Raw genomic sequence first — 21,434 nt, forward strand, 5'->3', positions numbered from 1 at the left:
GGAGACACTGGTGTCATGAGCGGTTCCATCGAACAGGGCACCAGTCAGACCCACGGGAACACGCACATACTCCACCTCCTGGTGCGGCTCCCGCGGCCCATGGAGCAGGTCTGGCCGGCGGTGGCCACGGTCGAGGGGCTCGGGTCCTGGTTCACCGCCGTTGACGTCCTGGAGCCCCGGCTCGACGGCATCGTCGCGCTGCGTGACCTGGGCACGGGGCGGGTCACGGCGTGGGACGTGGACCGCGTCGCCGAGTACACCGTGGGAGGCGGCGGCCGGATCCGGTTCCATCTGGAGCGGGACGGGGGCGGGGCATGCGTGCTGCGCTTCACCCATGAGTTCCAGGGCGAGGGGGAGTCGGAAACCGGCTGGCGGACGCGCTTCGAACGCCTGATCGAAACCCTGGGGTCCGTCCAGGCCTAGGACGGCGGCAGGCACTCCTTCGCCGGCGGCTTCCCCTCCGGCCAGGCGATCCGCACGAACCGCGAGCCGCCCTCGGGGGTCAGCTCCACGATCGGCACGGCCTTGTCGTACGGGTTGCCGTGCAGGTCCAGGCAGATCCAGCCGCTCGCCCCGCTCACCCGCAGCGAGCCCTTGACCTGCGGCCACTGGAGACCGACGTCCGCGAGCGCCGGGAAGTTCCGCCCGTCCGGCACCGCCTCGCGGATCCCGTGCACCGCCAGCTGCAGCGCGTCATAGCCGATGATCAGCTGGCCGTCGTCCAGGGCGACCGGACCGATCGGCCCGGCCGGCTCCCGCTCGGCGGTCGTCAGCAGCTTGCGCAGCACCCCGAAGTCGGCCGCCGAGCCGCCTGTCTTCGCCGGGTCCTTCGTCCAGGCGTCCGGGTGGGCGAGGGAGGTGTAGCGCACGGAGAGGCGGTGGCGCAGGGCGTCGCGGTCCAGGTCGTTCTCGTGGGTCAGATACGAGGCCTCGTCGCCGGTCAGCACGGTGAACGTCCGGTCCTGGCAGCCGCGCCCGCCCAGCGCGTTGATGAACTGCCGCAGCTGCGTGTGCCGCCCCGCGAACAGGATCGTGTCCGTCTCCCGGGACGTGTCGCACACCAGGTGGGTGATCTGTCGGAAGGTGTTCGCGGTGGTCCCCTCCTGGCTGCGGTCCGCGGGCGGCGTGAACGGCTGCGGCTCGTACGGCGAGCCCTTGATCAGCGCCGCGAACGACTCCTGCAGCGTCCGCGTGTACGGGTCGCCCGGCTTGTCGTACACCAGCAGCGCCTTGCCCGCGCTCACCTTGGCGAACGAGGCCAGCGCGCGGGCCTCGTCGGTGTTGGTCGGCGAGACCCGGGCCAGACCCGGATAAGGGTCCTTGCCGCCCTGTCCGTTGGCCAGGTCGTCGGCGGTGATCGAGGAGCCGACCACCGGGATCCCGTGCCGGGTCAGCGCCTGGACGGCCTTCTTGTTGTTGTCGGTGCTCTGCCCGATGCCCGCCACGGCCCGCAGCCGGTCCCGGCTCGTCGTCATCCGCGCCAGCTGGTCCACGGTCTGCTGCCAGTGGGCCCCGGTCGCACCCGGGTTGGCGAGCACCAGCCGGATCGCGGGCTCCTGCCCGTTGGAGTCGTGGTTGGCCTGGTACTGCGCCAGGTAGGCGCCCTGCAGCTGGTGCTGGATGTCGTTCAGGTTGGTCGCGGCGGTGGAGCTGTACGGGAGCATCAGCGCCACCGTCACGTAACCACCGGGCTTGAGCCGGTCGTTCTCCCGCGCGATCGCCCGTACGACGTCCCGCAGCTGGGCATGCCCGAAGTCGTACGCCCCCGTCGCCACGCCCACACACTCGTCGCTGTCCGCAGGCCGGGCCACCCCGGGCGCACAGGACCGGTCCTCGTGCGCGAGCGCCCGCACCCCGAACACCAGCCCCGTCACCAGCGCCGCCGTGACCAGCAGGGCCAGATACCGGCGCAGCGGGATCTCCCACACGCTCTCGCGCACCCATGTGCCCACGCCTCTGCGCGTCATCACGCCTCCCCGCTCCGGTCGTCCGGGCCGTCGTCCGTGCTGTCGGGGTCATCGGGGCCGTCCAGGGGGCGCCCCGCGAGCGCTGCCGCCGGCCAGTCCCTCGACGCCCGCCACAGCAGCGCGTTGCCCGCAGGCCGCAGGTTGGACAGCTGCTCCAGCTCGAAGCGGAGCCGCTGGCACACCGTCGGGTCGGGCAGCACCAGCGGATCGGTCAGCTGCCACACCGCCTGCAGCAGCCGCCGTACGCGCAGGTGCAGTACGGCGTCCACGCCCTCCGGTACCTGATGGCCGGCGTCCGTGCGGCCGAGCGCGACCGCGGCCCGCCGGTCACCGCGGCCGGTGAAGTCGCGGCCCTCGGCGTCGTGCGCGTGGAAGTACGGCGCGGACGCCACGAAGCGCAGGGTGCGCAGCCAGGTCCGGGTGTCCAGGGTGGGGAAGGTGTCGCGCAGATGGGCGACGGCCGACTCCGTGACGCCGAGGGCGAGTTCGTGATGGAGCCGGTAGCGGGCGTGCTCGGGGTCCGGATAGTGCGCGATCAGTGTCTCGTGCGCGGTACGCCAGAACGCGTGGTCGGCGTCCAGCAGGTGCAGCCTCAGCAGCAGCAGGGTGCGTACGAAGGGGTCGCCGACGAACTGGCCCGGCACGGTCGGCAGCCCCTCCTCGGCCAGCCGGGTCTGCAGGGCCCGTACGTCCGCCGGGCCGAAGGTGTCCGGCAGCAGCGCCGCGGCCAGCGCGCAGGCCGAGTCGTGGTCGTGGGCGGCGGCCAGCACGGTCAGCTCGTCCAGGTGCTCGGCGGGCACCAGCCGGTCCAGCAGCGCCTGGTAGGCGGGCACCGCGGGCCCGTCCTCACCGGGCTGTATGTCCGCGGTGAGCAGGTCGCCCAGCGAGGCGGACCCGGGCAGGTTCTGCGCGGCGGACTCGGCGAGCAGGACGATGCCCAGCGGATTGCCCGCCGTCAGCCGGTGGGTGGCGTGCGGCAGCTGGGGCGGCACCGGGGTGCCGTCGCAGACCGCGCCGACGATGTGCAGGGTGTCGTCCGGGCTCAGCGCGGGCAGCGCGACGAGCAGCGCCCGCGAGGAGGCGGCCGCGTCCGGTGCCCAGTCGCTGCGCCGGGCCACCTCGGGCAGCTCCCGCCGGACCGCGCTCAGCAGCTCCTCGCGGGCCTCGCCACGCCGGGCCGCGATGAACGCCACCTGGTCCGCGACGCCCTCGGCACGGTCGCGCAGCACGGCCTCCACGAGCCCGGGACCGGGCGCGGACTGCGTGTTGTCGATCAGCACCAGCGGCCGGCCGAGGCGCTGCATGCGCGGCAGCACCCCCGTGTACGCCTCCGTCAGGTCGGCCAGCAGCGCCCGCACCAGATACCGCTCCGCGTGCTCGCGGGAGGTGCCGCCCGCCCGGAAGTGCCCGGACAGCAGGATGAGCCCGCGCTGGGCGTGCCCGCCCGCGTTCGGGTACGTCCGGTACCACACCGACGCCTTCTGGTGCCGGCGGCTGGTGAAGCCCTCGGCGACGGACTCCAGTGTCGCCTCGATGGCGCCCGACACCAGCGGCCCGGTGCCGGTGGCCGCGGCCACCACCTTCGCCGCCACCCTTCCGGCCCAGCGCCCGGCGAACCCGCTGATCCACGAGCCGCTCTCGTTCAGCAACAGGATCCGCTCGACCTCCCGGCGGATCCGCTCCGAGTCGGCATCGCCCCAGCCGCCCGCGGCCACCGCCACCAGGCCCGACATCAGCCGGGGAAAGGTGATCCGCCCGGCGCCCGTCACCGGCTCCGCCAACTGCTCGGCGATGACCAGCAGCGCCTGGGCCACCGGCGACCACGACTCGGCGGGCCGGCCGTCGGGCGGCCGCGCGAACTGGTCCTCCGCGCAGTCGATCAGCGCGAGGGGCGTGTGCCCCTTGTAGGCGTCCCGTAACTCGGCGAGCACCGCGCTCTTGCCCAGACCGCGGGCGCCCGTGAGCACCACGAAGGGCAGCTCGCCCGGATGCTCCAACGGATGACCGCGGTGCTGGTGGGGGCGCAGGCCCACGAGCCGCGGCACAAGACCGGCCGGATCGACGTCAAACAGCGCTGCGCGCCCGTGCAACCCTCTGTGCACCGCATCTCCCCCTCAACAGCAGTGTAGGAAGGGGAAGTTGCTCCGGACCAGAGTCAGTGATGTCCGTTGGGTTACGAAAGTGACCGGCTCAGGCGAGCGGCGCCGTGACAAGATCCCGCAGCCGCTCGACGTACAGCCGCATGTTCTTCGCCGCCACGTCGGTGTCCGGGTAGCGGCTCGCCAGCCACAGGCCGTCGTGCGACCGGTTGACCCACACGCACACCTGGTCGCCGTACGACACCCGCAACAGGGCGTACGCCTTCTGCCCGGCCCACTGTCCGGCGCCGGGGATGCCGCGGGTGTCCACGAACGAGACGATGGAGTACAGGTCGGGGGAGGTCGGCCGGAAGTCCGTGCCGAGCAGGCTCAGCACCCGGGCGAGCGGCATCCGGGCGAGGGCCCGGCCGGCCTGGAGTTCCGCGCGCACGGCCCGCAGGGCGCCGGGCAGGCCGGGGGCGCTCGCCACCGGCACCTCGATGGGGGCACCGCCCACGAACCAGCCCACGGAGTCGGACCACCGGGACTTCACCCGGGTGTGGAACGGCACCACCGTCCGGTACACGGACTGCCCACCGAGTTCGTGGACGATCAGGCCGGTGGCCGCCAGCAGACCGACCAGGCTGCCGCCGTAGGGCCGGCAGTACGCCTCGAACGCGGCGGCCGCCGCCGCGTCCGCGAGCGGCTCGCAGAGCATCTTCTGCGGCGGCAGCGGGCCGCCGGGTTCGAGGCCGAGGTCGATGGGGAACCCGGGCAGTGTTCCGTCGCCCCGCCGGATGAACTCCCGCCAGCGGGCCACGATGTCGTGACGGTCGTCGATGCGGTCCGCGTCCGCCCGCTCCAGCTCGCAGAAGTCGACGTAACTGGCCGCCGGCGTGCGCACCACGGGTGCGCGCCCCTGAAGGCCCGCCGTGTACAGCTCGTGGATCTCGGCGGGGATCCCGTGCAGGGAGTAGGCGTCCACGTTGCTGTGGTCGAAGGCCATGTACACGCTGGTCGAGTCGGCCCGGACGACCGCCGTGTAGATGAGGTTCGGCCAGCGCAGGGCGTCCGCGACGGCGTCGAAGCGGTCCTGGAGGTGCCCGGCCAGGGCAGCCGCGTCGGAGAAGTCGCCGACCGTCTCCCGGTGCAGGGACACGTCACCGGCGTCGAGCGTGAACCGGTGCAGCTCGTCTCCCGGGCCGCCCGCCCAGCGGAAGCCGCTGCGCAGCGTCTCGTGCCGCACCGTCCAGGTGCGCAGGGCCTCCTGGAGCACGCCGAGGTCGGCGGGGCCCGGGAGGTCGAAGGCGGTACCGAGCCAGGTCGGCACGAACAGCCCGCCATCCCGTACGCACTTGGCGGTCCTGATGTGCGACTCCTGGATGTAGGCCGGCGGCCGGGAGTCCTCCGGCTGTGCCGCCGCCGCCGCGACGGTCGCCGGACTCAGTGTCCACTCGACGAGCCGTCCCGGCCGGACCTCGCAGCGCTGGATGTCGGTGATTCGCACGCGTCTCCGATCGCAGAAAAGGGGGCCCCTGATTTCGGGCCCCCTTCCAAGGGCAATCCCGTGGGACGCGGTCGGGACATGCCCGCCCGGGGCAATTCAACGGAACGGGTGGCGCGACGAACGCGGAGTTGATTTAACCGACGGTGATCGAATCGAGCTTCTCGCGCAGGTAGACGTGCGAGTCGACCGGCGGGTACGCCACCCGGCCCACCGGCGCCGGCACGGACTCCACCAGCGTGCCCGGGGTGCACTCGCCGAAGTAGACGAGGGACATCAGCTCCTCGGCGGGCGCGTCGGAGGGCGGCGGCAGCACCCGGTGCCGCCCCGACCGCCACCGGTCGCCCGTCCAACGGGCCATCAGATCACCGATGTTGACGGTGAAGGCGGCCGGGTCGCAGGGCGCGTCCTCCCAGCCGCCCTCATCCGTGTACACCTGCAGGCCGCCCTTTCCGGCCTGCCGGTCGAGGATGGTGACGGTCCCGAAGTCGGTGTGCGGGCCGATCCGGAACTGCCCGGGCTCGGGCTCGCCGACGAGCTCCGTCCCCGGATACCAGTTGATGTTGAAGCCGTACGTCGGGTGGTCCATGTGCCGGGAGAAGAAGTCGGGTTCCAGCCCGAGGGCGTACCCCAGCAGCGTCAGCAGCTCCTTCTCCAGACCGGCCATCTGCGCGAGGTACTCCTCGCACAGCGACCGCAGTCCGGGGACCTCCGCCGGCCACACGTTCGGCGCGTACCACTCGGCGTTGACGACCGGATCCTCGAAGGGCTCGTGCGTGGCGAAGGTCAGCGACTCCTTCAGGTCGGGCGGCGTCTCGGTCCCCTCCGCATACGCGTTGGCCTCGGCCCCCGGACCCAGCCAGCCGCGCCCGCCGACCTTGGCCTCGTAGCGCCGCTTGACCTCTTCCGGCAGCAGGAAGAAGTCCCGGGCGGCCGCACGGATCCGCGCGCGCAGGCCGGGGGCGGTGCCGTGCCCGGTGACGAGCAGGAAGCCGGCGGCCTGGAGGGCCTGGTCGACGGTGCGGGCGAGGGCGGTGCGGGCCTCGGTGCCGCCCTCCAGCCAAGGCCGCAGATCGACGGTCGGAATGCTCGTACTACTCACCGATGTCCTCGTTCCACAGAGCCGGGTTGTCGTGGATGAAGGTGCGCATCAGGTCGACGCACTCGGGATCGTCCAGGAGCACGATCTCCACGCCGTGCTCGGCGAGCCAGTCCTGCCCGCCGTAGAAGGTGGTCGCCTCGCCGATCACCACCCGTGAGATCCCGAACTGACGGACCAGGCCGCTGCAGTACCAGCAGGGCGAGAGGGTGGTCACCATGGTCGTGCCGCGATAGGTGCGCTGCCGTCCCGCCGCGCGGAACGCGGCGGTCTCCGCGTGCATGGAGGGGTCGCCGTCCTGGACGCGGCGGTTGCGGCCGCGGCCCAGCAGGGTGCCGTCGGCGCCGTACAGGGCGGCGCCGATCGGGATGCCGCCCTCGGCGAGCCCGGTGCGGGCCTCGGCGACGGCGGTGGCGAGCCGGGCCCTGGCCTGGTCCTGGTCCATGCGTTCACTCTCCAGCACCGGGGATACCGCGGCAACGTCGCGAAGGAGTGACGCCCGGCGACGTCACGCCTCCTCGGCCTCCTGTACCTCCTGAGCCTTGGCCCGGCGGCGCCTGAGGTGCCTGCACAGGGCCGCCGAGCCGGCCATGACGGCGGCGGTGGCGAGCTGGGCGGGCAGCTCTGTGAGCATTCCGTGTGCGACGACGGTCAGCACGTGGTTGAGTTGATCGGGCATGGGGGCTCCTCGGGAAGCGGTCCGTCGCCGTGTGAACCCTCGGGAGCGCCACGGCGGATGGGTGATGCCGTCAGCGTGCTGACACGGCCGGCAGTGACTCCACTAGTCCAGGCCTCCCTGCGTACAAGTTCGGACAAGTCCCGGGCCGCCCACGTGTGCGGGGGCGACCGGGAGTGCAGGAGGGGGCCTGGTGGCGGGCAACGGACGCCGGACTCGCCCGTGGGCGCGGTTGCGCGGGCCCACCGAGGAGGCCAACCGCCTCGCGCAGACGCTCCGGGGCTGGCTGGACGAAGCGGGCCTGCGCCTGGACGACCTGGTGCGGGAACTGAAGCCCGAGCACTTCGAGAGCCAGACCGTGCCGAGCAGGAGCACGGTGGCGGACCGGCTGGCCGGGGTGAATCTGCGCTGGGACTTCGTCGAGGCGGTCGCCGATGTCTGCTCGCCCAGCACGGCGGCGCGCGAGCGGTTACGGGAACAGGCGCGGCCGCTGCACGACGCCTCCGTGCGTGCCCTGCGGTCCGGCGACCGGACCCCGCGCTCCCCCGCCCCGGCCGTCGGCCCCCGGCGGGATCCGGCCCCTCCGGTCACGGGCCCCGGCGCCCCCGATCCGGCCCATGAACTCGTCGTCGTCCAGCGGTACTCGCTGGAACTCTCGGATCAGCTCCTGCGGGCCCAGCAGCGCTCGGCGGAACTGGAGAAGGCGCGCAACGACGCCCACCACATGGTGATGATCCTGCTGACGCTCGTCGACAAACTCCACCGCGACATCGCGACGCTGACCGCGGAACGGAACCGCGGTGCCGCCCGTGCTCCCGCTCCCGAAGCCTTCGCCGAGGTCCAGGAACGGCTGCACCACAGTGAGGCCCAGCGCACCCAGGCCGAATCCGAACTGACCCGTGCCCGGGCCGAACGGGAGAAGGCCGACCGGCTGGCCGAGCAGTCGGCCGAACAGGTACGCAGACTCACCGCGGAACTCGCGCGGCTGCGGCGCGAGCAGGACACCGCGCACCCCGGGAGCGATGCCGTACCGCAGGACCCCGATCCCGCGCCGGTGCTGCCGACGCACCAGATCGCCCCCGACGACATCGACATCGCGCTGATCAAGGCGGCGCACATCCTGGACTCGGGAGCCGAGCGGCTCGACCAACTCGCCGAGGAACTCCGGGAGGAGCCCGACGGACTCCCGGACAACCTCACGGGCCGTACTCCGGACAACACCTCCGACCCTGCCGAGGGGACCCCGGCGACCAGCGGCGGGGCTGCGGACAAGGCTCCGGACAACCGGCCGGACAACCAGCCCGGCGACCAGGCGGACAACCGGCCGGACGACGTGGACGTCGATCTGCTCCTCAGGTGGCTCCTCACCTTGCGGGACCCCGCGCTGGAACATGTCTTCCCTCATCTGGTCACCGTGGGCCGGGACTGGCCGACGGAACAGCTCGTCCTCGCGGTGCGGAGGCTGCGCGCGTCGAAGGCGCCGAACCTGGCCGATGCCCTGCTCGTCGCGATCGGCTCGGCACGGCCCGCACCGGGTCTCGTCGCCGTGCTCGGTGTCCTGTTCGCGGCGGACGCCGACGTGGTGGTGATGGGCATGGCGGTCGAACGGCCCGCCCGGCACTTCCAGCAGGCCCTCGGCCACCTGCGCAGAGCCGGTCTCGACGGGCTCGCCGGCCAGGCGTTGATCACTGCCGGTCACCAGCGTTCGGCGAAGGGCCTTCCGCTCTTCCTGTCCTGCCTGGACCATGAGCGGTTCGCGGACAGGGTGCTCGTGCTGAACGGGGTGCGCGCCCGGAGCGCGCACCGAGTCGCGCAGATCGTCCAGCGGCTGCGGGACGTCGGGATGGGCCAGGACGCCGACCTGCTGATGGTCGCCTCCCTGGCGAACCCCGGCGTCACCCTCACGCCACAGGACTCCCTGCCGTGGGGACCGAAGGCCTGGTTCGGCAAGCCACCGGTCAGGCGACCGGCCGGGCCACTGACCAGACCGCCTCGCAGCCCGGTGCGACCCCCCGAGCCGCCCAGCACCACCCTGACCACCCGTATCCGCATCAACATTCCCGGGAGCCGTCCCATCCCGCCGATCGTGGTCCGCGAGCCCCCCGGCACCGCACCGGAGCCGCCCTCCACCACCGGGTGAGCGAGGGACGCGGTGACCGTCTCTGTACCCTGGCCCGATCACATCGCGCGGGAGGGAAACGCCCATGGTCGCTGCCCCGGTTCTGGAGGAGCTGCGGGAGGTCTGCCAGCCGTACGCCAAGCTGGCGAGCCGCAACGGGGAGCACTGGGCGGGGCGGCTGTACATGCGCAGGATCTCCCTGCGCCTCACCCGTCAGCTGGTGCGTACGCCGGTCACGCCGGACCAGCTGACCTGGACCATGGTCGGGTGCGGGATCGCCTCCGGCGCGGCGCTGCTGGTCCCCGGGCTCACGGGTGCCGTGTCGGCCGTCGTCCTCATGCAGTTGTTCCTGCTCTTCGACTGCGTGGACGGCGAAGTCGCCCGCTGGAAGGGGCAGAACAGCGCGACGGGCATCTACGTGGACCGGCTCGGGGCGTATCTGGCGGACGCGGCGCTGATGGTGGGGATCGGGTTCCGGGCGGCGGAGAACGGCCTCGGCGGCTGGCTCTCCCTCGGTATCGCCACCGCGCTCGGGGTCGTCCTGCTGAAGGCCTCGACCGACCTGGTGGACGTGGCCCGGGCCCGGCGCGGGCTCGGGGTGGCCGACGACGAGTCGACCCGGCCGCGGTCGCAGGGCGTGGCCACGGTGCGGCGGCTGGCGGCAGCCTTCAGGATCCACCGGGTGACCAACGGCATCGAGGCGTCCCTGGTGCTGCTCGCGGCGGCCGTCGGGGACACGGTCACCGGCGGGGTGGACGTCACGCGCTGGGCGCTGATCGCACTGGCCGCGATCACCTGGCTGATGGTCCCGGCCCACCTGCTGTCGATCCTGGCGTCGTCGCGACTGCGCTAGCCGAAACGGCATTGCAGGGGTGATCACGCGGGGGTAGCGTGACGCCGACCCAGATGCTCAATTCGGCATGTTGAGACCACTGTTCACGGGGGAACTCCATGAAGAAGCGCATGACAGGCAAGCTCGCCGCCGTGGCGGTCATCGCCCCGGTGCTGGCCCTTGCGGGTACGGGGCAGGCATTCGCCGCCAGCCGTACCGTCACCTGGCAGAACTACAGCAACGCCAAGTACCTGGCGTACTTCAACGGCAAGGTCCGTACGACTTCTGCCTCCGGGCCGAGCATGAAGTGGGACGAGAGCAAGCAGTCCGACGGCACCTTCACCATGAAGCACCACCTCACCGGGAAGTGCCTCGACAGCAACGGCAACGGTGCCGTTTACGTGGGTTCGTGCAACGGTGGCAACTACCAGAGGTGGTACGAGATCAACACCTCCTCGGGCTGGCGGCTGAAGAACAAGGCCACCGGGCGCACCCTCCAGCTGGCGGTCAGCGGGGCCGTCAACACCGCTTCCGACTCGGGCACCGCGCGTCAGCGCTGGAAGTGATCCATCGGGCAGGCCGGGCCGGTACTGCATCCGTTCGAGACGGATGCAGTACCGGCCCGGCCTTGTCATGTGCGGCAGCTACTTCGGATCTGCGCCGACCGACCGCCAGATCCGGTCCGGCAGGATCAGTGCCGCCTCGTCGAGGTCGACGTCGTTGATGCCGGACAGCCAGCGGCGGGCGACCCCGACGACCGGACCGAGGATCAGGGACTCGATCAGCGGCATCGGCAGCGGCGCCAGTTCGCCGGAGTCGACGTACGCCTGGGCCCACTGTGCGAGGGGCGACAGGCGGGCCTCCTGGGCGTCGCGCAGCTGCTTGCCGTCGGCCATGCCCTGGCGGTCGGCGTAGGCGGAGTGCAGGAGCCGGGCGGCGTCCCGGTGTTCCTGGACGAAGGCCAGGTAGGCGCCGACCAGGGCCCGGATGCCGGTGTGGGCGGTCCGGGTGCCCTGCACGGCCGTCACCAGCTCGCCCAGCAGCCGCTCCAGCCAGCGCATCAGCAGCGCGTTCATCAGGCCGTCGATGCTGCCGAAGTGGTGGTAGAGGCTGCCCAGGCTCACCCCGCTCGCCTTCGTGACGGCGCTGACCGTCAGCCCCTGGTCGCCCGTCTGCGCGTACACGCGCAGCGCGGCGTCCAGGAGGTGCTCGACGGTGGCTTCGCCCCGCTGTTGTTTGCGACTCATTCTGGAATACTTTTCTAGAAAGATCTTTTAGAACAGTGGTCTGCTGCACCACACTGGTGCACATCCTCACACCAAGGAGCCGCCGGTGTCGTCGTCCGAGTCGTCCGAGATCCCCATCTCCCTCACTGCGCAGCAGGCGGCCTCCGGGACGGTCCTGCGGCTGCCGCCGGAGACGGGGGTGCCACCGGTCCGCATCCCGCCCGTCCGCGACGGCGATCTCGTACGGCTGCGGGCGGGCGAGCGCGAGCTGCTGTTAAGGATCCGCGTCACCGCGCCGGGCACGACCGCTCCGGCCCAGGGCGGCACGAAGGGAGGAGTCGCCTGCCTGGGCGTGCTCGGCGCCGTCGCCGTGATCGTGCTCCTGCTGGTCCTGGTCAACAGGGGCGGAGGGGGCGACAGTTCGTCCGACGACTCCGCCGACGGCTCCTCGTACTCCCCCTCCGCACCCGCCACCACCTACGACCCGTACACACGGGACCCGGCCACCGGTGCCCCGTACGAGAGCAGTGACCCCTACGGCGGCGCCACCGAGGAGCCGAGCCCGTTCACGTCCGGCACCTGCCTGAACGGAACCCTGCCCAACTCCACGACCGCCCAGGAGGTCAGCGGCGTCGAGGAGGTGTCCTGCTCGGCGTCCGACGCGCACTACAAGGTGATCGAGACCATCCCGTTCAGCTCGGACATGAGCCGCTGCAACAGCAACCCCCGTACGCAGTACGCCTTTTCGTACCGCTATACGCTCAACGGGGCGGCCGTGAACGAGTACGTGTACTGCCTGGTGGGCCTCGGCTCGTACGCGCGCTGACAACAGGGGGAGAGAGTTGAACGGGGAACACAACGGGGTCGAGCCGCTGGAGGACGACGACCCGCGCCGGATCGGTCCGATCCCGCTGGTCGGACGGCTCGGCGCCGGCGGCATGGGGCGGGTCTACCTCGGCGTGCACGAGGGCCGGTACGCGGCCGTCAAACAGGTGCTGCCCTCCGTCGTCGGCGAGGACAAGGACTTCGTCCGCCGCTTCGGACACGAGCTGGACAACCTCGCCCGGCTGCCCGCCGGGGCCACCGCACCCCTGCTCGCCGGCGACCGCGATGCCCGGCCGCCGTGGTTCGCCACCGCCTACGTGCCGGGGCTGACCCTGCGCGAGGCCGTCGAACTGCACGGCCGGCCGCTGCCGCCCGAGGCGCTGTGGCTGCTGCTGCGGGACGCCGCGGCCGGACTGGCGGCGGTGCACGAGCTGGACATGGTGCACCGGGACGTCAAGCCGTCCAACGTGATGCTGACCCTCGACGGGCTCACCCTCATCGACTTCGGCGTCGCCCGGGCCGCCGAGCAGAGCCAGCTGACCCGGACCGGCATGGTGGTGGGCACGCCCGCCTACATGTCTCCCGAACAGGCCTCGGGAGCACGGCGGTTGACCGGGGCCGTGGACGTCTTCGCCCTGGGGTCCGTCGTGGCGTACGCGGGGTCGGGGCGGCCGCCCTTCGGTGACGAGTCCGGGCACGGCGTGCTCTACCGGATCGTGCACGAGCAGCCCGACCTGGAGGAGCTGCGCGAGGCCGACGCGGAACTGGCCGCCGTCGTCGCCTCCTGCCTCGACAAGGACCCCGAGGGCCGGCCCACCGCCGCCGAACTCCTCGAACTGGCCACGGACCGCGGGCCGTCCGAGCCCCCGCTGTGGCCCGAGGCGATCACGGAACGCCTGGCGGAGCGGGCGGCTTTCGCTGCGGTGGTGCCCGAAGTGACCGCGGTGGAGCCGGAGCCGGAGCCGGAATCGAAGCCGGAGGCCGCAGGTGAGGGTGGTGCGGAGCCCGAGGTGGTCGTACGGCCCCCTGGGGCACAGCGCGAACAGCCCCGCGAACAGCGCCGCAAACGCGCCTTGCCGGCCGTCGTACCGGTCGTGGTGATCGCCGGTGCAACGACCCTGGCCTTCCAGCTCCTGCCGTACGCCACCGACACCGGACGGAACGGCGCCGCCGGCACCCCGGGAGCCTCCGTCGCCGCGTCGGCCGACCCCACCCCCGGCTCGTCCTCCGCGAACCCCTCCGGCACACCGAAGCCGGACAAGAAGAAGTCGGCCTCTCCCTCGGACGGCAAGAAGTCCGACAAGGCAGGCTCGAAGGGCGGCACGGAGGGTGGCAAGGCGGGATCGAGCGGCTCGGGTTCGTCGGCCGGGGGAGGAGCCGGAGGCGGCAGCGACTCGGGCTCCGGATCGGGCTCCGGCGGTTCCGGCGGGTCAGGCAGCTCGGGCGGCTCCTCCGGCGGTTCCACCAGTTCGGGCGGCTCCTCGGGCGGCTCCACCAGTTCGGGCGGCTCCTCCGGAGGCTCCACCAGTTCGGGCGGCAGTTCGGGCGGTTCTTCCGGAGGAACCTCCACGACCAGCCCCGGCTCGGGCACCTTCCACCTCAAGAACGGCGAGAACGGCAAGTGCCTGACCCAGGTCTACGGCTCCACGGGCCTCGGCGACTGCTCGTCCTCGACCGCCCGGTGGACCTTCCGCAGCGCGTCCGGCGGCGTCAAGGTCGTCAACGTGTCGACCGGCGCCTGCCTGAGCGCCAACGGCAACGGCCAGGCCGTCTTCGTCGGCGACTGCGCCCAGGGCAGCAGCACCCTCGTGTGGAAGACGGGCGCGGGCAACTCCCTGCACACCGTCTACGACGGCGGCTGTCTCGACCTCGCCTTCGGCGGCGGAGTGGCCGAGGCGACCTGCCAGTCGGGGGCCGCCGCCTCCCAGAACTGGGCGAGGACCTGAGGCGCACACCGGACCAGGGCTCATCGGCGCCGCCGATGGGCCCATCGGCAGGACGCCCCACCGGCTCGTGGACCGGCACCGACGACCGTCCGTAGCTTCGACGGCATGACCCCACAGAACAAGGGCACGGCCCAGCTGACCACCGCGATGATGCTGTCCGGCACCCTCGGCGTCTTCGTCGTGGAGTCCGGCGCCCCGCCCTTCGACGTCGTCTTCTTCCGCGTCCTGTTCGGCGCCCTCGCTCTCGGCGGCTACGTCGCTGCCCGAGGCTGGTTCCGCAACCACGGCTTCACCCGCCGCACCCTCGGGCTGGCCGTGCTGGGCGGGGTGTTCATCGTCTTCAACTGGGTGCTGCTGTTCCAGTCGTACGAGAACACGTCCATCTCGGTCGCCACGGTGGTCTACCACACGCAGCCCTTCTACGTGGTCCTCCTCGGCGCCCTGCTGTTCCGCGAACGGCTCACTGCGGCCCGGGTCGGCTGGATCGCTCTCGCCTTCGCGGGCCTGATCCTCGTCTCCGGCGTGACCCCCGCCGACTTCACCGGCGGCGGCGCCTACCTCACCGGCATCGGCCAGGCCCTGCTCGCCGCGCTCCTCTACGGCCTGTCCACGCTGGTCACCAAGCGGATCACCGGCGTGCGCCCGCACCTGATCGCGCTCGTCCAGGTGCTGGTCGGCATCCCGCTGCTGCTGCCCTTCGCCGACTTCGGCGCCATGCGGGGCACCGGCTGGGACTGGGGCTGGCTGGCCGGCCTCGGCCTGCTGCACACCGGCGTGATGTACGTCCTCATGTACGCCGCCTACGCCCAGCTGCCCACCTCGAAGATCGCCGTCCTCGCCTTCGTCTACCCGGCCGTCGCCATGGTCATGGACTGGGCGGTGTACGGCCACCACATCGGGCTCGTCCAGGCGCTGGGCGTCCCGCTGATCGTGACGGCGAGCCTGAAGGTCACGCTTGCTCGGCCACGAGCCGCCGCGCCTGCTCCACGAACAGCCGGGCATGGGCAGGAAGCCGCTTCCCGGCCCGCCACGCCAGCTGCGTGCGAAGCGTGAACGGAGGCTCCCAGGCGAGTCGTACCAGGGAGCCCGCCATGAGTTCGGCGGCGACCGTCACCTCGGGCAGCAGTGCGATCCCGAGGCCGGCCGCCGCCGCGCGCTTGGTCGCCTCGATCGTGCCGAACTCCATGAACTCCACCGGCTCCAGCGCCGTCAGCTCCCGCTCGAACAGATCCCGGTAGGCGCAGCCCGGCTCGGTGGCCAGCAGGGACTGCCCCGTCAGGTCGGCCGTCGCGACCGGCCGTCCGGCCAGCGCGTGTCCGGGCGCCGCGACCAGCGCCAGCGGCTCCACCGCGAGCACCGTGCTCTCCAGGCCCGGGTGCCCGGTCTCCTCCTCCATCAGGAAACCGACGTCGTACGTCCCCTGCCGCAGCGCCTGCCGGGTCTCGTCGCCGATGGTGGTGCGCAGGGCGAGCCGTACCTTCGGGTGGCGGTGGTGGAAGTACTCCAGCAGCGGGGGCAGCCGGTAGGAGGTCAGGGACTCCATCGTGCCGACGGTGAGCGTGCCGGAGGGCTCCTCGGGGCCGGTGACCGCCGCCCGGGCCTCCTCGGTCAGCTCGATGATCTGCCGGGCGTAGGGCAGCAGCCGCTCGCCCGCCTCGGTGAGCCGGATGCGGCTGCCGAGCCGGTCGAACAGCTCGGCGCCCAGGGTGGACTCCAGGGTGCGGATCTGGCTCGTCACGCTGGACTGTGCGTACGACAGTTCGGCCGCCGCCTGGGTGAAGCTCAGGACGGTGGCGACCTTCTCGAAGGTGACGAGCAGCCGGAGTTCCATCACTCGCCCCGCGGGTCGTCCTTCTCGAGGGACTTCAGGAACTCGGGGTTGTCGTCGGGCGCGACCCACCGGGCCTGTGCCTCCCGGCCCACCGCAGCGCCGCGCACCTTGCCGGTGACCAGCCAGGCGACCGGGCCGACCAGCACCTCGCCGAAGAGCAGGATGATGACCACCCACACCACCTTCGGCAGGTGGCGCACCTCTTCCTCGGGGGTGTTCAGACAGTCCACGAAGGCATAGATCCACAACGCCAGGACCAGCAGGAACGGCAGGTACCTGAGCATGGCGTGCGATCTCCCGACGAGAGTGAGACGACTCCGGCGACCGAGCCAGACTAGTGGGTGGACAGTTCCCTGGGGGCGCGGGGCGCGGCCCCCGGTGCCCGGGCCGGAGGCACCCGTGGCCGATACTGGGACACATGGCTTACGACGATCTTCGCTCCCTGCTGCGGGCACTGGAGCGCGAGGGAGACCTCAAGCGCATCAAGGCCGAGGTGGACCCCTATCTGGAGGTCGGGGAGATCGTCGACCGGGTCCAGAAGTCCGGCGGCCCGGCACTGCTCTTCGAGAACGTGAAGGGCTCCGCGATGCCCCTCGCCATGAACGTCTTCGGGACCGACCGGCGGCTGCTGAAGTCGCTGGGCCTGAAGTCGTACGGCGAGATCTCCGAGAAGATCGGCGGGCTGCTGCGGCCCGAGCTGCCGCACGGCTTCGTGGGCGTGCGCGAGGCGTTCGGGAAGCTCGGCGCGATGACCCACGTGCCGCCGAAGAAGGTGAAGGAGGCCCCCGCGCAGGAGGTCGTCCTCACCGGCGACGACGTCGACCTCGACCAGCTCCCCGCCCTGTTCACCTGGCCCAAGGACGGCGGCTCCTTCTTCAACCTGGGGCTCACCCACACCAAGGACCCCGAGACCGGCATCCGCAACCTCGGCCTGTACCGCCTGCAGCGGCACGACAGGCGCACCATCGGCATGCACTGGCAGATCCACAAGGACAGCCGGAACCACTACCAGGTGGCGGCCCGGCGCGGCGAACGCCTCCCGGTCGCCATCGCCTTCGGCTGCCCGCCCGCCGTGACCTACGCCTCCACCGCGCCCCTCCCCGGGGACATCGACGAGTACCTCTTCGCCGGTTTCATCGCGGGCAAGCGCATCGAGATGGTCGACTGCAAGACGGTCCCGCTCCAGGTCCCCGCGAACGCCGAGGTCGTCCTGGAGGGCTGGCTGGAGCCGGGCGAGATGCTCCCGGAGGGCCCCTTCGGCGACCACACCGGCTTCTACACCCCGCAGGAGCCGTTCCCGGCCCTGAAGATCGACTGCGTGACCATGCGGAAGCGCCCGCTGCTCCAGTCGATCGTGGTCGGCAGGCCGCCCACCGAGGACGGCCCGCTCGGCCGGGCCACGGAACGCTTCTTCCTCCCCCTGCTGAAGATCATCGTCCCGGACATCGTGGACTACCACCTCCCCGAGGCCGGCGGCTTCCACAACTGCGCGATCGTCTCGATCGACAAGAAGTACCCGAAGCACGCGCAGAAGGTCATGCACGCGATCTGGGGGGCCCACATGATGTCCCTCACCAAGCTGATCGTGGTGGTCGACTCCGACTGCGATGTCCACGACCTGCACGAGGTCGCCTGGCGGGCCCTCGGCAACACGGACTACGCCCGCGACCTGACCGTCGTGGAAGGCCCCGTCGACCACCTGGACCACGCCTCCTACCAGCAGTTCTGGGGCGGCAAGGCGGGCATCGACGCCACGAAGAAGTGGCCGGAGGAGGGCTACGCCCGCGACGGCGGGTGGCCGGACATGGTCGAGTCGGACCCGGATACGGCGGTCCTGGTGGACCGCCGCTGGAAGGAGTACGGCCTGTGAGCAGCGCCTCCGCGGCACTCCCGCAGCCAGGACGCACCAAGGCGTTTTTGCGCCTGGTGATGATCGAGCACTCGGTCTTCGCGCTCCCCTTCGCCTACATCGCCGCCCTGACCGCGATGTACCAGGGGGACAAGAACATCCACTGGAGCCGGCTGCTCCTGGTCACCGTCTGCATGGTGGGCCTGCGGACGTTCGCCATGGCGGTCAACCGGATCATCGACCGCGAGATCGACGCCCGTAACCCGCGCACGGCCCACCGCGAACTGGTGACCGGCGCGATGTCGGTGAAGCACGCCTGGACGGGCGCCCTGATCGCCCTGGTGATCTTCCTGGGCGCGGCGGCCCTGCTGAACCCCCTCTGCCTGGCCCTGGCCCCCATCGCCGTGATCCCGATGGTGGTCTACCCGTACGGCAAGCGGTTCACGAACTTCCCCCAGGCCATCCTGGGCCTGGCCCAGGCGATGGGCCCGGTCGGCGGCTGGCTGGCCATCTCGGGCTCGTGGTCCTGGGACGCGGTGATCCTGGGCCTCGCCGTCGGCATCTGGATCGGCGGCTTCGACCTGATCTACGCCTGCCAGGACGTCGAGACCGACCGCGAGATCGGCGTCATGTCGGTCCCGGCGCGCTTCGGCATCCCGGCGGCGATCTGGGGCGCCCGCGTGTGCCACGCCCTCACGACGGCCCTGTTCGTCTGGTACGCCCTGGCCACCCATGCCGGCGCGTTCTTCTGGCTGGGTCTGGTGATCGTCGCGGGCGCGTTCGTCTATGAGCACCGGATCGTGCGACCGCATGACCTGTCCCGCTTGAACAGGGCGTTCTTCAGCACGAACGGCTTCATCGGCATCAGTCTCTTCGTGTGCGCGCTCATCGACCTCCTGGTGCGGGGTCTCACGCTTTAGTCCGTTCGGGTGAGGGCGATTCCCCATGAATCCGTTCACGGTCACGTGCTCCCCGCTCTCGCGGGGGTTCCGGTCAGGCGGTCGTGGTCCGGCCGCCTGGCCACCCCTTGGCACCCACCCGGCCTGAGCACGCCCCGACCCGCCGGTACGCTCAAGGTGTGAACGCAGGAGAAACGCAGCGCGCGCCTTGGATCGTGGGGGTGTCCGGAGCTTCCGGGACGCCGTATGCGGCTGCCGTGCTGCGGGCGCTGGTGGACGCGGGGGAGGCGGTCGACCTGGTGGTCAGCCGGGCCTCGCGGCTGACGCTGCTGGACGAGACGGGGATCTCGTTCCGGGACGCGCACTGGCAGGAGGACCTGCGGGAATGGCTCGCCCGGGGCGCCGACGGAAAGCCCGGGACCTTCGACGCGGACGTCAGCGGAGTGCGGTACTGGAGCGCGGGGGATCTCGCCGCGGGGCCGTCCTCGGGGTCGTACCCGGCGAAGGGGATGCTCATCGTCCCGGCCTCCACGGCCTGTGTCGCGGGTGTCGCCCTCGGCCTGTCCAAGGATCTGCTCCAGCGTGCGGCGAGCGTCACACTGAAGGAGCGCCGGCCGCTGGTCGTGGCCGTACGGGAGACCCCCTTGAACGGGCAGACCCTGCGGCACCTCGTCGCGCTGGACGACGCGGGGGCGAGCGTGGTGCCGGCCTCGCCCGCCTTCTACGCGGGCGCGACCCACATTCAGGATCTGGTGGACTTCGTCGCCGGGCGGGTGCTGGACGCGGCGGGCGTCGGGCACGGGCTGTACCGGCGCTGGAAGGGCGAACTGGGCGGCGGCTCAGCGGCCCGGTAGTCGAGCACGTCGCAGTACCTCTCATCACTTCAGGAACTTTCAGAACTTTCCAGGGGAAGGCTTCGATCGCATGGACGCGGTGGACAGGCAGCTCATCCAGGCCCTGAGGGAGAACGGCCGGGCCTCCTACGCGGAGCTGGGGCGCCTCGTCGGCCTGTCGGGACCCAGTGTCACCGACCGCATCAACCGGCTGGAGGCGGCCGGTGTCATCACCGGCTACCGCGCCACCGTGAACGCGGCCTCCCTCGGCCTCGGCGTGACCGCGCTGATCGGTATCTCGCTGTCCGACGCCGCCGACCACGAGGACGTGGCCCAGCGGCTGAAGGAGCTCCCCGAGATCGAGGACTGCTGGTTCATCGCCGGCGACGACTCCTACATGCTCAAGGTGCGGGCGGCGGACGTGGACGGGCTGGAGAGGATCATCCGGCGGCTCAGCGGGACCAAGGGCGTGTCCCGGACCCGTACCACGATCGTGCTGTCCACGAAGTGGGAGAACCGGGTCGGGGAACTGCCCGAAGAGGTGTAGGGATACCGTTGGTCAGGCTGTCGTAGAAAGGTGTTGGCATGGACGTCGGGCTCAAGCGCGAGCTGGAGGAGAAGGTCCGCTCCGGTGAGCGGCTGACTCGCGAGGACGGCATCGCGCTGTACGAGTCGGACGACCTGGCCTGGCTGGGCGGCCTCGCGCACGAGGTGCGGATGCGCAAGAACGGTGACGTCGTGCACTTCAACGTCAACCGGCACCTCAACATGACCAACGTGTGCACGGCCTCCTGCGCCTACTGCTCGTTCCAGCGCAAGCCGGGCGAGAAGGACGCGTACACGATGCGCATCGAGGAGGCCGTCAAGCTCGCCAAGGCGATGGAGTCGGAGAACCTCACCGAGCTGCACATCGTCAACGGCCTGCACCCGAACCTGCCGTGGCGCTACTACCCGCGCTCCCTGCGCGAGCTGAAGGCCGCCCTCCCGAACGTCTCCTTGAAGGCCTTCACGGCCACGGAGATCCACCACTTCGAGACGATCAGCGGTCTGTCGGCCTCCGAGATCCTCGACGAGCTGATCGACGCGGGCCTGGAGTCGCTGACCGGCGGCGGTGCGGAGATCTTCGACTGGGAGGTCCGCCAGCACATCGTGGATCACCGGACCCACTGGGAGGACTGGTCCCGCATCCACCGCCTGGCGCACGAGAAGGGTCTGAAGACCCCGTGCACCATGCTGTACGGCCACATCGAGGAGCCCCGACACCGGGTCGACCACGTGCTGCGCCTGCGCGAGCTCCAGGACGAGACGAACGGCTTCCAGGTCTTCATCCCGCTGCGCTACCAGCACGACTTCGTGGACATGCAGGACGGCAAGGTGCGTAACCGCCTTCAGGCGCGCACCCAGATGGCGACCGGCGCCGAGGCGCTGAAGACCTTCGCCGTCTCCCGTCTCCTCTTCGACAACGTCCCGCACGTGAAGGTCTTCTGGGTGATGCACGGCGTGCAGACCGCCCAGCTCGCCCTCCAGCACGGCGCCGACGACATGGACGGCTCGGTCGTCGAGTACAAGATCACGCACGACGCGGACAACTACGGCACCCCGAACAAGCTGACCCGTGAGGACCTGCTGGACCTGATCCGCGACGCCGGCTTCCGTCCGGTGGAGCGCAACACCCGCTACGAGATCATCCGCGAGTACGACGGCCCGGACCCGCTGCGCCGGGAGTCGCCGCAGCCGATGCGGGTGTGAG

At 71.3% G+C, this 21,434-nt stretch carries 21 protein-coding genes; 12 read left to right on the forward strand and 9 right to left on the reverse strand.

Going from position 1 to position 21,434, the window contains the following annotated elements; genetic code table 11:
- The first annotated feature begins 15 nt into the window (after nucleotides 1-15).
- Nucleotides 16-423: an SRPBCC family protein gene (locus AQI88_RS09935; RefSeq protein ID WP_066995304.1), complete on the forward strand. Its 408-nt coding sequence runs from the start codon at nucleotides 16-18 to the stop codon at nucleotides 421-423.
- On the opposite strand, the gene AQI88_RS09940 is transcribed toward AQI88_RS09935, so the two are convergent.
- The 6 genes from AQI88_RS09940 to AQI88_RS45865 all read right to left on the reverse strand — a co-directional run bounded on the left by AQI88_RS09940 (nucleotide 420) and on the right by AQI88_RS45865 (nucleotide 7,327).
- Nucleotides 420-1,967, reverse strand: a complete 1,548-nt coding sequence (locus tag AQI88_RS09940) for a type 1 periplasmic-binding domain-containing protein (protein ID WP_066995307.1) — start codon at nucleotides 1,965-1,967, stop codon at nucleotides 420-422. The two genes, AQI88_RS09935 and AQI88_RS09940, sit on opposite strands and share 4 nt — an antisense overlap.
- Complete coding sequence (locus AQI88_RS09945; protein ID WP_066995310.1) at nucleotides 1,967-4,069, reverse strand: hypothetical protein; 2,103 nt, start codon at nucleotides 4,067-4,069, stop codon at nucleotides 1,967-1,969. Before AQI88_RS09945 ends, AQI88_RS09940 begins: the two co-directional genes overlap by 1 nt.
- Nucleotides 4,070-4,157: 88 nt before the next feature.
- Nucleotides 4,158-5,552, reverse strand: coding sequence for a condensation domain-containing protein (locus AQI88_RS09950; protein ID WP_066995313.1), 1,395 nt, complete (start codon nucleotides 5,550-5,552; stop codon nucleotides 4,158-4,160).
- A gap of 133 nt (nucleotides 5,553-5,685) precedes the next feature.
- A complete protein-coding gene (locus tag AQI88_RS09955; RefSeq protein ID WP_066995316.1) occupies nucleotides 5,686-6,651 on the reverse strand; it encodes an isopenicillin N synthase family dioxygenase in 966 nt (321 codons plus the stop codon).
- A complete protein-coding gene (locus AQI88_RS09960; protein WP_066995320.1) occupies nucleotides 6,644-7,093 on the reverse strand; it encodes a nucleoside deaminase in 450 nt (149 codons plus the stop codon). The genes AQI88_RS09955 and AQI88_RS09960 overlap by 8 nt, the downstream gene beginning before the upstream one ends.
- A gap of 63 nt (nucleotides 7,094-7,156) precedes the next feature.
- Nucleotides 7,157-7,327, reverse strand: coding sequence for a hypothetical protein (locus tag AQI88_RS45865; RefSeq protein ID WP_159050328.1), 171 nt, complete (start codon nucleotides 7,325-7,327; stop codon nucleotides 7,157-7,159).
- A 190-nt stretch (nucleotides 7,328-7,517) separates the two neighbouring features.
- On the opposite strand from AQI88_RS45865, the gene AQI88_RS09965 reads away from it, so the two are divergent.
- From AQI88_RS09965 to AQI88_RS09975, 3 genes are all read left to right on the forward strand, one after another.
- A complete protein-coding gene (locus AQI88_RS09965) occupies nucleotides 7,518-9,464 on the forward strand; it encodes a hypothetical protein (RefSeq protein ID WP_159050329.1) in 1,947 nt (648 codons plus the stop codon).
- A 64-nt stretch (nucleotides 9,465-9,528) separates the two neighbouring features.
- Nucleotides 9,529-10,296 carry a CDP-alcohol phosphatidyltransferase family protein gene (locus AQI88_RS09970; RefSeq protein WP_066995325.1) on the forward strand — a complete coding sequence of 256 codons (768 nt, stop codon included), beginning with the start codon at nucleotides 9,529-9,531 and terminating at the stop codon, nucleotides 10,294-10,296.
- A gap of 110 nt (nucleotides 10,297-10,406) precedes the next feature.
- On the forward strand, nucleotides 10,407-10,841 hold the full coding sequence (locus AQI88_RS09975) for an RICIN domain-containing protein (protein ID WP_208615754.1): 435 nt from the start codon (nucleotides 10,407-10,409) through the stop codon (nucleotides 10,839-10,841).
- A gap of 78 nt (nucleotides 10,842-10,919) precedes the next feature.
- On the opposite strand, the gene AQI88_RS09980 is transcribed toward AQI88_RS09975, so the two are convergent.
- On the reverse strand, nucleotides 10,920-11,522 hold the full coding sequence (locus tag AQI88_RS09980) for a TetR/AcrR family transcriptional regulator (RefSeq protein WP_066995330.1): 603 nt from the start codon (nucleotides 11,520-11,522) through the stop codon (nucleotides 10,920-10,922).
- An 85-nt stretch (nucleotides 11,523-11,607) separates the two neighbouring features.
- On the opposite strand from AQI88_RS09980, the gene AQI88_RS09985 reads away from it, so the two are divergent.
- The 3 genes from AQI88_RS09985 (at nucleotide 11,608) to AQI88_RS09995 (ending at nucleotide 15,325) form a co-directional block, all read left to right on the forward strand.
- Nucleotides 11,608-12,327: an LppU/SCO3897 family protein gene (locus AQI88_RS09985; protein WP_066995335.1), complete on the forward strand. Its 720-nt coding sequence runs from the start codon at nucleotides 11,608-11,610 to the stop codon at nucleotides 12,325-12,327.
- A 16-nt stretch (nucleotides 12,328-12,343) separates the two neighbouring features.
- Nucleotides 12,344-14,272, forward strand: a complete 1,929-nt coding sequence (locus tag AQI88_RS09990; RefSeq protein WP_066995339.1) for a serine/threonine-protein kinase — start codon at nucleotides 12,344-12,346, stop codon at nucleotides 14,270-14,272.
- A 105-nt stretch (nucleotides 14,273-14,377) separates the two neighbouring features.
- Complete coding sequence (locus tag AQI88_RS09995) at nucleotides 14,378-15,325, forward strand: DMT family transporter (protein ID WP_066995341.1); 948 nt, start codon at nucleotides 14,378-14,380, stop codon at nucleotides 15,323-15,325.
- Here the strand turns inward: AQI88_RS09995 and AQI88_RS10000 are convergent.
- Entirely contained in the window at nucleotides 15,222-16,103 is an 882-nt protein-coding gene (locus tag AQI88_RS10000) for a LysR family transcriptional regulator (RefSeq protein ID WP_066995342.1), read from the reverse strand. The two genes, AQI88_RS09995 and AQI88_RS10000, sit on opposite strands and share 104 nt — an antisense overlap.
- Entirely contained in the window at nucleotides 16,103-16,387 is a 285-nt protein-coding gene (locus AQI88_RS10005; protein ID WP_066995349.1) for a PLD nuclease N-terminal domain-containing protein, read from the reverse strand. The genes AQI88_RS10000 and AQI88_RS10005 overlap by 1 nt, the downstream gene beginning before the upstream one ends.
- Nucleotides 16,388-16,521: 134 nt before the next feature.
- On the opposite strand from AQI88_RS10005, the gene AQI88_RS10010 reads away from it, so the two are divergent.
- From AQI88_RS10010 to mqnE, 5 genes are all read left to right on the forward strand, one after another.
- Nucleotides 16,522-17,973, forward strand: coding sequence for a menaquinone biosynthesis decarboxylase (locus AQI88_RS10010; protein ID WP_066995351.1), 1,452 nt, complete (start codon nucleotides 16,522-16,524; stop codon nucleotides 17,971-17,973).
- Complete coding sequence (gene mqnP / locus AQI88_RS10015; protein WP_066995354.1) at nucleotides 17,970-18,872, forward strand: menaquinone biosynthesis prenyltransferase MqnP; 903 nt, start codon at nucleotides 17,970-17,972, stop codon at nucleotides 18,870-18,872. The genes AQI88_RS10010 and mqnP overlap by 4 nt, the downstream gene beginning before the upstream one ends.
- A gap of 158 nt (nucleotides 18,873-19,030) precedes the next feature.
- The gene (locus AQI88_RS10020) at nucleotides 19,031-19,705 is read left to right on the forward strand and encodes a UbiX family flavin prenyltransferase (protein WP_066995363.1); all 675 of its coding nucleotides are present in this window, start codon (nucleotides 19,031-19,033) and stop codon (nucleotides 19,703-19,705) included.
- Between the two features lie 70 nt (nucleotides 19,706-19,775).
- Complete coding sequence (locus AQI88_RS10025) at nucleotides 19,776-20,231, forward strand: Lrp/AsnC family transcriptional regulator (protein WP_066995366.1); 456 nt, start codon at nucleotides 19,776-19,778, stop codon at nucleotides 20,229-20,231.
- A 38-nt stretch (nucleotides 20,232-20,269) separates the two neighbouring features.
- Nucleotides 20,270-21,433 (forward strand): aminofutalosine synthase MqnE, encoded by a 1,164-nt coding sequence (gene mqnE / locus AQI88_RS10030; RefSeq protein ID WP_066995368.1) that lies wholly within the window; start codon nucleotides 20,270-20,272, stop codon nucleotides 21,431-21,433.
- Nucleotide 21,434 lies beyond the last annotated feature (1 nt).

Source organism: Streptomyces cellostaticus (genome assembly GCF_001513965.1).
GTDB lineage: Bacteria > Actinomycetota > Actinomycetes > Streptomycetales > Streptomycetaceae > Streptomyces > Streptomyces cellostaticus.